This window comes from Streptomyces sp. NPDC006207, assembly GCF_040613835.1.
Lineage (GTDB): Bacteria > Actinomycetota > Actinomycetes > Streptomycetales > Streptomycetaceae > Actinacidiphila.
In genome coordinates this window covers 64,388-74,664 of the sequence record NZ_JBEXSX010000051.1, presented here as the reverse complement: position 1 = coordinate 74,664, position 10,277 = coordinate 64,388, and the positions used below count along the sequence as shown (strand labels likewise).

The 10,277-nt window shown below is 74.1% G+C and carries 8 protein-coding genes; 3 read left to right on the top strand and 5 right to left on the bottom strand.

What is annotated here, in order from left to right; all coding sequences use genetic code 11:
- Positions 1–188: 188 nt before the first annotated feature.
- A complete protein-coding gene (locus ABZ312_RS32370) occupies positions 189–650 on the bottom strand; it encodes a lamin tail domain-containing protein (RefSeq protein WP_500326352.1) in 462 nt (153 codons plus the stop codon).
- Between the two features lie 328 nt (positions 651–978).
- On the opposite strand from ABZ312_RS32370, the gene ABZ312_RS32365 reads away from it, so the two are divergent.
- Positions 979–1,842 carry a class I SAM-dependent methyltransferase gene (locus ABZ312_RS32365; protein ID WP_500326353.1) on the top strand — a complete coding sequence of 288 codons (864 nt, stop codon included), beginning with the start codon at positions 979–981 and terminating at the stop codon, positions 1,840–1,842.
- On the opposite strand, the gene ABZ312_RS32360 is transcribed toward ABZ312_RS32365, so the two are convergent.
- Positions 1,805–2,395: a TIGR03086 family metal-binding protein gene (locus ABZ312_RS32360; RefSeq protein ID WP_500326354.1), complete on the bottom strand. Its 591-nt coding sequence runs from the start codon at positions 2,393–2,395 to the stop codon at positions 1,805–1,807. The two genes, ABZ312_RS32365 and ABZ312_RS32360, sit on opposite strands and share 38 nt — an antisense overlap.
- A 213-nt stretch (positions 2,396–2,608) precedes the next feature.
- Between ABZ312_RS32360 and ABZ312_RS32355 the strand changes: the two genes are divergently transcribed.
- Positions 2,609–5,038: a SpoIIE family protein phosphatase gene (locus ABZ312_RS32355; RefSeq protein ID WP_500358706.1), complete on the top strand. Its 2,430-nt coding sequence runs from the start codon at positions 2,609–2,611 to the stop codon at positions 5,036–5,038.
- Positions 5,039–5,445: 407 nt separating this feature from the next.
- Here the strand turns inward: ABZ312_RS32355 and ABZ312_RS32350 are convergent, their stop codons facing one another.
- From ABZ312_RS32350 to ABZ312_RS32340, 3 genes are all read right to left on the bottom strand, one after another.
- A complete protein-coding gene (locus tag ABZ312_RS32350; protein ID WP_500326358.1) occupies positions 5,446–7,587 on the bottom strand; it encodes a protein kinase domain-containing protein in 2,142 nt (713 codons plus the stop codon).
- 114 nt (positions 7,588–7,701) lie between these two features.
- Entirely contained in the window at positions 7,702–8,838 is a 1,137-nt protein-coding gene (locus ABZ312_RS32345) for a PP2C family protein-serine/threonine phosphatase (RefSeq protein ID WP_500326360.1), read from the bottom strand.
- Between the two features lie 98 nt (positions 8,839–8,936).
- Positions 8,937–9,695, bottom strand: a complete 759-nt coding sequence (locus ABZ312_RS32340) for an IclR family transcriptional regulator (RefSeq protein ID WP_500326361.1) — start codon at positions 9,693–9,695, stop codon at positions 8,937–8,939.
- Positions 9,696–9,849: 154 nt separating this feature from the next.
- On the opposite strand from ABZ312_RS32340, the gene ABZ312_RS32335 reads away from it, so the two are divergent.
- Positions 9,850–10,224, top strand: coding sequence for an effector-associated constant component EACC1 (locus ABZ312_RS32335; protein WP_500439303.1), 375 nt, complete (start codon positions 9,850–9,852; stop codon positions 10,222–10,224).
- Positions 10,225–10,277: the final 53 nt, after the last annotated feature.

Genomic DNA, 10,277 nt, shown 5'->3' with positions numbered 1-10,277 from the left:
CCCGGCCCACCCCCCCCCCCGACCCAACGCGCTTCGAGGGGGGAGATCTGCCGTGTGCTTTACCGGGCCGCGCCTGCGCCTAGGTGCGGGGGGGCGGCGGGATTCCGCCGCGGCACGCCGTGAAGGGGTGACGGGGTGGGCCGTGCCGGCCACGGGGCTGCGGCGGCACGGCCCGGCTCGGGTGCCGGTCAGCGGCGGCCGCTCCAGGACTTGACGTCCACGACCTGGCGGTGGTCGTTGCGCAGGGTGGCGACGTCGCGGCGGTCCCAGACGGAGTTGCGGCGGTCCTGGAAGACGTCGCGCCGGCCGTCGCGGCCGAAGCCGGTGTGGACGCGCACCTTCGAGTGCCCGGCGAGCCACACGTTGTTGAAGCGGTAGCGGTTGCCGTCCCGGTCCGACAGGCTCCAGCCGCGCAGGTTGACCGAGCCGCGGCCCGTGTTCACCACTTCGATCCATTCGTCACCGCCGCGCCCGCCGCGGCCGCCGCGGCCGTGGCCGTGGCCGTCGCGGGTGTTGACGTCACCGATCACCACGGAGTGGCGGCCGTGGTCGCGGCTCTGCGCAGCGGTGGCCGGCAGGGCGGCGGCGGCCACGACCGCTCCGGAGGCGAGGACGGTGGCGATGACGCGACGGGTGATACGAGCAGACATGATGCCCCCTCAACAAAGGTGCGGTCCTGGTCCTTTCGGGCCGTTCCCGCGGTGCGGATGCTTCGGCGGTTGCCGATGACCCAACTCTGACCCAGCGGCGACGCGCACAACCGGAACAATCGCTTCGCGTTACATAATGCGGACATATCCGTAACTGTTAGCTGTAAGCGACATCTGTCAATCTCGACTGAAATATCGACTACCTGCGCGATGCATCCACCCGGCGGGCACCGCCGCCCGGGCTTTTCCGTGTCACCCACACGAGTGCCCTGATCGTCGGGCGGCCCCCGGCGGCCGGAGGGAGGCCCCCGTAACGGAGAATCGCGCCATGACGACACGCGACACGGACCACGGGGGCGGCCCGGGACACGACCACGGCTACCTGCTGGACAACCGCCGGGCCGAGGCGGGGACACGTTTCGACGCCCTCGCCGAGCTCTTCGACCCCGTGACGTTCCGGCACGTCGACGCGCTCGGCATCGGGGTGGGGATGCGCTGCTGGGAGGTGGGTGCCGGCGGCGCCTCGGTGCCCCTCGGACTGGCCGCACGGGTCGGCCCCGGCGGTGCCGTGGTCGCCACCGACATCGACGTGTCGTGGACCCGGGACGCCGCGGGCGGTGCGGTCGAGGTGCTGCGGCACGACGTCGCCGCCGACCCCGCACCGCCGGGCGGGTTCGACCTCGTCCACGCCCGGCTGGTGCTGGTGCACGTCACCGACCGGGCGGAGGCGCTGCGGCGCATGATCGGCGCCCTCCGCCCGGGCGGCCTGCTGCTGCTGGAGGACGCCGATCCCGGGCTGCAGCCGCTGCTCTGCCCGGACGAGTCCGGACCCGAGCAGCGGCTCGCCAACCGGCTGCGCTCCGGCTTCCGCACGCTGATGGCCGGGCGCGGCGCGGACCTGGCCTACGGGCGGACGCTGCCGCGGCTGCTGCGGGAGGCAGGTCTCGAGGAGGTCGGGGCCGACGCGTACTTCCCGATCACGTCACCGGCGTGCGCGGTCCTGGAGGCGGCAACGGTGCGGCACATCAGGGACGGGCTCGTGGCGGCCGGGCTGGCCACCGACGAGGAGGTCGACCGCCATCTGGCGAACGTCGCCACCGGCACGCTCGACCTGGCCACGGCGCCCATGGTCTCCGCCTGGGGTCGCCGGCCGCTCAGCGCGGCGGGCTCCAGTCCGGATCGCGGCCGGTGAGTCCGACCAGCCGGTCCAGCGCCGGCGCGGAGTCCGGGACGGGAACCGGCCGGCCGAAGGGCCCCGAGCGGTCGCCGGAGGCCGTCCGGAAGCCGGTGAGCAGGGCGATCGCGGCCTCGACGGCGGACTCGTCGGGGCGGTGGTCGAGCCCCGTCGCGCGGGCCAGGTCCCAGCCGTGGACCAGCAGCTCGTTCAGGGCGAAACGGCCCGCGGCGTCCGCGGGCAGGGTGATTCCGCCGGCCCTCGTCTCGCCCTCCCAGGCCCCGGGGTGCCGCCAGGCCGCGGACACCTCCGTCAGCAGGACGGGCAGCACGTCGCGCCAGGCGGGCGGGAGCTCGGGGACCACCGCGCCGGGATCGCCGTCCGTGGTGGGGCCGAAGTCCTTGCGGGCGGCGTCGCGGAAGCCCGCACAGAGCCCGGCGATGTGCCCGATGAGGTGGGCCACCGTGTAGTCGGGACACGGCGTGGGCGCGTCGAGCTGCTCGTCGTCGATCCGCTCCAGGAGTGCGCTCACGTCCCGGGCGGCCGGACGGAGGTCGGGATGGTGCGTCATGGGGTTCCCCCGGGTGTCGGTTGTCGTCACCGGTGAGGACCGGTGCGGTGCCGGAAACTCATCGCGGGACGCGGGGACAGCCTTCCTCCGGTCGCGTCCCGGCAGGTCACGGCGGTGAGGCACGCACCGCGTGCCTCAGATCTTGACGGCGGGCAGTATTGGTCTGTGGGAATCCTTGGGTGTGCCAGGGCCGGGTGGGCGTGACGGGTGGACATGCGCGGCACGCTGTTCGCCGACGCCCCTGACGGTTTCCCCCGGTCCAGAGGCGCCGCCTTCGCCGTCGTCGACGCACGGGGCACCGTGACGAACTGGACCCCCGGCGCGGAGCGGCTGCTCGGCTGGACGACCGCCGAGGCCTGCGGGCCGGTGTCCCGGCTGCTGTGGTCACGCCCCGACGGCGCCCGCGTCGCGGGCATCATGAACGCGGAGCACTCGGTCTTCCTCGGCCCCCTGCTGCTGCGGCACCGGGAGGGCGAGCCGGTCGCGGTGGTGCTGTGGGGACATCCCCTCGCGCCGGACCGCTGGCTGCTGCAGGCGGAGGACGCCGAGGCGGTGCGGCAGGACGACCTGCTCGGCGCGCTGCTGCGCGGCCTGTTCACCGAGTCACCGTTCATCATCGACGTCTTCGACACGGACCTGCGCTTCCTGGCCCGCAACGACTCCCAGATCCGCGCGACGGGCTTCCCCGAGGACTTCGTCGGGTGCACCATGCGCGAGGTGGCGCCGCCCGGGCTGCTGGACCCGGACGCCTTCGAGGCGCGCCAGCGGCTGGTGCTCAGCTCGGGCCGGGCGATGATCGGCAGCGAGGTGCGCGGCCGCGACCCCCGCGACCCGGACCGGGACACGGTCTGGTCGGAGACGATCCTGCCCCTGCGCGGCGCCGACGGTGACGTGGTGGCCCTGGCGCACATGGTCTTCGACCTCACCACGGAGGCCCGGGCGCGGGAACGGCTCGACCTGGTCAACGAGGCCAGCGCGCGGATCGGCAGCACCCTGGACGTGCTGCACACGGCGCAGGAGCTGACGGACGTGGCCGTGCCGCGGTTCGCCGACTTCTCCTACGTCAACCTGGTGGACTCGGTGATCGGTGGTGAGGAGCCGCTGCCCGGGCCGGTCGCCGACACGGTGCCCCTGCGCCGCGCCGCGGCGACGATGGTCCCCGGCGGCCCGGCGCGGACCGTGGTGGCGCCGGGCGACGTGGACGGCTTTGCGTCCCTGCCCGGCACCCCGGCCGCACGGGCCCTGGCCACCGGCAAGCCCGTCCTGCTCACGGGCGAGGAACTGCTGGTCGAGCTGGAGGCCGCCGATCCCGCCCGGGCGGAGCTGATCCAGGGTTTCGCCGTCCGGTCCTGGCTCCTGGTGCCGATGTTCGCGCGCGGGGCGGCGCTGGGCGTGGTGCTCTTCATCCGGTTCACCCGGGCACACTCGTTCGAGGCGGACGACGTCATGCTCGCGCAGGAGTTCGTCGCACGCGCCGCGGTGTGCATCGACAACGCGAGCCGCTACACCCGCGAACGGGCCACGGCGCTGGCGCTGCAGCGGAACCTCCTGCCGCAGCGGCTGCCGGCGCTGGCGACCGTGGAAGCCGCCGCGCGCCACCTGGCACGGGGCGGCCACGCCGGGCCCGGCGGCATCTGGTTCGACGTCATCCCGCTCTCCGGCGCGCGTACCGCCCTGGTGATCGGCGAGGCGGGCGGGCACGGGCTGCACTCGGCGGTGTCCATGGGCCGGCTGCGGACGGCCGTGCGGACGCTGGCGGACCTGGACATGGCCCCGGAGGAGCTGCTCACGCACCTGAGCGACCAGGTCAAGCGGTTCCACGAGGAACAGGGCGGGCCCACCCCCGGGATCTCCGCCCCGACGTGCCTCTACACGATCTTCGACCCGATCACCATGCGCTCCGCCGTCGCGAGCGCCGGGCACGCGATGCCGGCACGGGTGAGCCCCGACGGCGAGGTGTCGGTGGCCGGGGCCCCGGCGACGCCCGCACTGGGCACCGGCGGCGTGCCCTTCGAATGCTCGGAGGTGGCCCATGCCGACGGTGACCTCCTGGCCCTCTACACCGAGGGGCTGCTCGCCCCGGCGTCCGGGGACGCGGCGGTGCTCCGGCTCGCCGAGGCGCTGGCCGGGGCCGGTCCCGGGTGCGGGCCCGGCGAGATCGCCGACGAGGCACTGCGCCGGCTCGTGCCGGGCGGGCATCCCGGGGAGGACGTGGCACTCCTGGTGGCACGGCTGCACCGTCTGCCGCCGGACCGCCACGCCACCTGGGACCTGGCGGGCGCGCCGGAGTCGGTCGGGCGGGCGCGCGGGCTGGTGACCGGGAAACTGGCCGAGTGGGACCTCGCGGAACTGGAGTTCACCACCGAGCTGCTGGTCAGCGAGCTCGTCACGAACGCGATCCGCTACGGCGCACCGCCGGTGCGACTGCGGCTGATCCGCGACCGCCGGCTGATCTGCGAGGTCGGCGACGGCAGCAGCACCTCCCCGCACGTCCGGCGCGCCCTGGAGACGGACGAGGGCGGACGCGGGCTCTACCTGGTCTCGCAGCTCGCTTCCATGTGGGGCACGCGTTACCACGCCCGCGGCAAGACCATCTGGGCCGAGCAGCCGCTACCCGCACCGGACGGGGCCGACGGCGGCTGACCGGACCCGGGCCCGGCAGGGCCCGACCCGGCGAACTTCCCGATTCTGCAACATCGGGACGGTTCGCCGTCGATGGCGTTGACACCGTCGCGGCCGAACTCCCACCCTGGTGAATACGTGAGCGACATTTCTACTGAAAAGGGGCTAATCATGGCGATAGGCAGGGAGAAAGGCAGCCGAATCCGGCACCTCGTAGGAGCGTCGTGCGCCGCAGCGCTGCTCGCCGGAACGGTGGGCGTGGCGAGCGCCCAGGCGGCGCCTCAAACGACCAGAGCCACGACGGAGACCTCACGCCTGGCGCCCAGCGAGGACTGCACGAGCTACCACAACGACGGCGACGGCAACCCCGTCTGGGAGCCGCCGGGCTGCACCCCGCCTTGAGTTGAGCCGGCCCACCCGCACGTTCGCTAGAACGTGATCACCGACACCGAACCGGAGGTCGCGTCGGCCACGTAGACGCGGCGCTCGTCCGGCGACACCGCCACCCCCTCAGGGCTGGAGCCCACCGCGATCGCGCCGCCCACCGTGCGGTTCTCGGCGGTGTCGATCACCGACACCGAACCGGAACCCCCGTCGGCCACGTAGACGTGCCGCCCGTCCAGGGACATCGCCATCCCCGCGGGGCTGGAGCCGACGGGGATGGGATCGCCGACCGTACGGTTCTCCGCGGCGTCGATCACCGACACCGAACCCGATCCCCCGTTGGCCACGTACACCCGGCTCCCGTCCGGCGACACCGCCACCCCCTCAGGGCGTCGGCCGACGAGGACGGGATCACCCACCGTACGGTTCTCCGCGGTGTCGATCACCGACACCGAGGCCGAGCTCCTGTTGCGGCCGAAGCTGGTCACGTAGACCTTGCGCCCGTCGGGGGACACCGCCACCCCCCGCGGGAAGCGGCTGACGGGGATGGGATCGCCGACCGTGCGGTTCTCCGCGGTGTCGATCACCGACACCGAACCGGACGTCCCGTTGGCCACGTAGACCCGGCTCCCGTCCGGCGACACCGCCAGCCCCTCCGGGCTGGAGCCCACGGAGATCGCATCGCCCACCGTGCGGTTGCTCGACGTGTCGATGACCGAGACCGAGCCCGCGTAGTTGTTGGTCACGTAGACCTTGCGCCCGTCCGGTGAGACCGCCACCCCCTTCGGGAAGCGGCCCACGGGGATGGGATCGCCCACGGTGCGGTTCAGCTCGGTGTCGATCATCGACACCGACCCCGAGCTGTAGTTGGCCACGTAGCCCCGGCCCCCGTCCGGGGACATCGCCACTCCGTGCGGGGAGTCGCCGACCTTGATCGACTGCACGGATGCCGGCGTGGCGTGCTCAGGGCCCGGGGAAGGGGATTGCGCCAGGTAGATGCCGCCGCCCACCAAGGCCAGCGCCACCAGCACCACCGCGGCGACGAGCCCGGCCCGCCGGCGCCGTGGCCGGGGCGGACCGGACCGCGGTGGGCCCTCGCCGCCCTTCGGCGGCAGCGGCCCCGGGGGCGGGCCGGACCGTTCGTGTTCCTCCTGCCCGGCCGGCGGCGGGAGTTCGGCCGACGGCGGGAGTTCGGTCGTCGGGGCGGCCGACGACTGGGGGCGCGGCGGCTCCGGTGCGGGGGACCGCTCGGGCGGTGGGTTCTCGGCGGGGGCCGCCGGCTCCCCCGCAGGGGCCGGGTGGAGGTGGTACGGCTGGGCGGCGACGGCGGAGAGCCGCCGGGCGGCCTCCTCCGCGCCCATCCGGTCCGCGGGGTCCTTGGCGAGCAGTCCCACGAGGACGGGTGTCAGCCGGGTCTCCCGGCGTGGCGGGGCGGGCGGCTCGAAGAGCAGGGCGCTCAGGGTGGTGAGGGCGGTCTCGCGGTCGAAGGGCCCGGTGCCCTCCAGCGCGTAGTACAGGGTGGCGCCGAGCGAGAACAGGTCGCCCGCCGCGGTGGGCGGCCGGTTGTTGGCCCGCTCCGGCGCCATGAAGCGCGGGGTGCCGAGGATCTCCAGGGTCGCGGTGAGGCGGGTCTCGCCCGAGCTGGGCTCTAGGGCGATGCCGTAGTCGGTGAGCATCACCCGGCCGCCGCCCTCGGTGGGGTAGGAGGGCCGCGAGCCGGGATGGGTCAGCAGGATGTTGGCCGGTTTGACGTCGCGGTGCAGGATGCCCAGCCGGTGGCCCTCCAGGAGGGCGTCGAGCACGGCCAGCCCGATCCGGGCGACCTCCGCGGGCGGCAGCGGCCCGCGCTCGCGCACCACCGCCTCCAGGTCCATGGCGCCGGGGACGAACTCCATGACGATCCACGGGAGGCCGTCCTCCTCCACGATGTCGTGGACGGTGACGACGTGGGGGTGGTTCCGCAGCCGGGCGGCGTGCCGGGCCTCGCCGCGGGCCCGGGCGATGCGGGAGCTCACCTCGCGTTCGGGGACTCCGGGCGGCAGGACGATCTCCTTGACGGCGACCTCGCAGGCCAGCTCCTGGTCGTAGGCGAGCCACACCCGTCCCATGCCGCCGACGCCGAGCCGGCGCAGAAGCCGGTAGCGACCGGTGACCACGCGCCCGACGTCCTCGTGCGCTCCTGTCATGGCACTTCCTCGGCGAGCGGTGAAAGGCCCCTCCTCCACGTATCGCATATCGCCTGAAGTGCAGCAAATCGCTGAAAAAGTGCGCCACTCGTGCGCCTTCCCGCGACCGGAGGCTCAGCCGGCCTGGGCCCTGTCGGCGCCGCCGGACACGACGGGGACGGGCAGCTCGGTGACGGACGCGGCGCTGGAGGTGCTGCGCAGCAGGAGCAGCGCCGCGTCGTCGTGCAGCCTGCCCCCGACGTGGTCCAGCAGGTCGTCGTGGAGCGCGGCCAGGGTGCGCGCGGGGTCGTCGGTGAGGTGGCGCGTGACGCGCTCGTCCAGGGGGTAGAAGCGGCGGCCGCGGTCGCGGGCCTCGATGACGCCGTCGGTGTACAGCAGCAGCTGGTCGCCCTCGGAGAAGGGCAGCACCTGGAGCACCGGCTCCTCCCCGGCGAGGGCGCGCAGCCCCAGCGGCGGGACGTGGCCGGAGGACTCGACGGCCAGGACGTCGCCCCCGCGCAGCAGCAGCGGATGGGCGTGACCGCAGTTGACGACCTCCATGCGGCCCGGGCGGGGGTGCCCGACGACGACGGCGGTGACGAAGTCGTCCGGGCCGAGGTTGCGGGCCAGGCTGCGCTCGATGCGGTCGACGACGTCGAGCAGGTCGGGCTCGTCGTAGGCGGCCTCGCGGAACACGCCCAGCACCAGGGCGGCGGTGCTCACCGCCGGCAGCCCCTTGCCGCGGACGTCGCCCACGATCAGCCGCACCCCGTACGGGGTGGGCACCAGGGCGTACAGGTCGCCGCCGATCCGGGCCTCCGCCGCAGCGGCGCTGTAGCGCACGGCCACCTGGAAGGGGCCGACGGTCTCCGGCACGGGCAGCAGCAGCGCGTGCTGTGCCGCCTCGGCGACCGACCGGACGGCCGCGAGCACCCGCTCACGGCGCCCCCGGACCGCGGCTCCCAGCCCGCTCGCCAGGGTGACCGCGGCCAGCGCGGCCACCACGATGGCCAGCTTGTCGCCGTGCGTGCCCTTGTAGGCGCCGAGGACCGCGGCCAGCGCCACCGCGAGCACGCCCGCCCGCAGGACGCGCCACGGTCCCCCTACGGCGGCGGCGAGCGCCGGCCCGACGGCGAGCAGAGGCAGCCAGTCGGGGCCGCTGCCGCTGACGAAGGCGACGAGGGCCACCCCGCAGATGATCGCAAAGGGCGCTCCCGCGGCGACGTGCCAGGTCGGCCGGCCGCCATGCCGCTGGTCCGGGGCTTGACTCATGTTCGTCCGCAATCCCTGCCTGTGCGAGGCGTCACACCGCCGATGTCCGTTTCCACCAGTTAATGGGTGTATGCACCCCGACCACAAGGGCGGGAATTTCAGATAGTGAGCGACAGACCCCGGGTCACCCGGCTCGCCGTGGAGAGCAGCTTGGCGCGCACGTCTTCGAGTGCGGCGACCCGGTCCGCGCGCAGCGACACACCGAGCGAGCCCAGCGTGCTGCCGCTGTAGACGGGCACCGCGACGCAGACCGTCCCCAGGGCGTACTCCTCCAGGTCCGTGACGGCGGGAGGGGCGGGGGCGCTCTCCAGGCACCGCAGCAGCTCCGCGCGGTGGGTGATCGTGCGCGGGGTCAGATCGGCCAGCGGGTGACGGGCGAGGTAGTCGTTGCGGGCCTCCTCGTCCAGCTCGCGCAGCACGCACTTGCCGAGCGCGGTGGCGTGCCCCGCCTCCTCGAAGCCCACCCAGAGGTCGACCCGCGGGGTCCGGGGGCCGTCGACGATGTCCGCCACCCGGATCTCGCCGTCCTCGTAGAAGGTCAGGTAGGCGGCGGCGGACAGGTCGTCACGCAGCGCGGCCAGTGCCGGCCGGATACGGCTGAGCGGCATCTGCGGGCGGCTCGCGGCGTGCAGGGCCTCGAGCTTCTCGCCGAGGGCGAAGCCGCCGTCGGCGAGCTTGCGCACGTAGCCGTCGTGGGTGAGGGTCCGCAGCAGGTGGTAGGCGGTGGCGAGCGGCAGCCCCGTCTCGCGCGCCAGCTGTTTCGCCGGTACGCCACCCTCGTGTGCGCCCACCGCTTCCAGCAGGCGGAAGGCCCGCTGGACGGACGTGATGAGCGTCGGCCCGCCCTGAGCAGCCATGTTTCCAGCCTGCGCCCGCCGCCCGGCCACGGCAAGCGACGGGTGGCGCACGCCGCCGTACGTCTCGTACCGCTTTGCGCGGATGCCTGCGTCACCGCATGCGACTGTGCCAGAGTGACGGCACGGCGGTGCTCACCCAGGGGGAACGGTGCCGATGGACCTCATCGTCACGACGCAGGCGCGGGACGCCGAGGACGAGCTGCGCTCGTTCCACACCTGGCTGCTGGACGACTCCTATGTGCGGCGCAACGCCAAGGTCGCCCTCCAGGGGCGCGGGCCCGCGGTAGGCCGCATCGGCGGCGTCGGCGTCGGCGTCGGCGTCGGCGGCACCCTGGAAGGCATCCGGATCGCCCTCGACAGCGGCTTCCGGCTGGCCAACCTCGCCCTGGCCTGGCTCGCCTGGCGCGCGGCCCGCTCCTCGGCCCCCGAGATGACCTTCGAGCACGACGGCGTCACGGTCACCCTCTCCGGGCAGGACGTCGAGACGGCGACCCGCGTCCTCGAGGCACTGCGCCCCACCGACCGGTGAGCCCTGCGGCCGGCGCGGCGATGAGCTCCGGCGGCCCGCTCCGTCATCAGCCG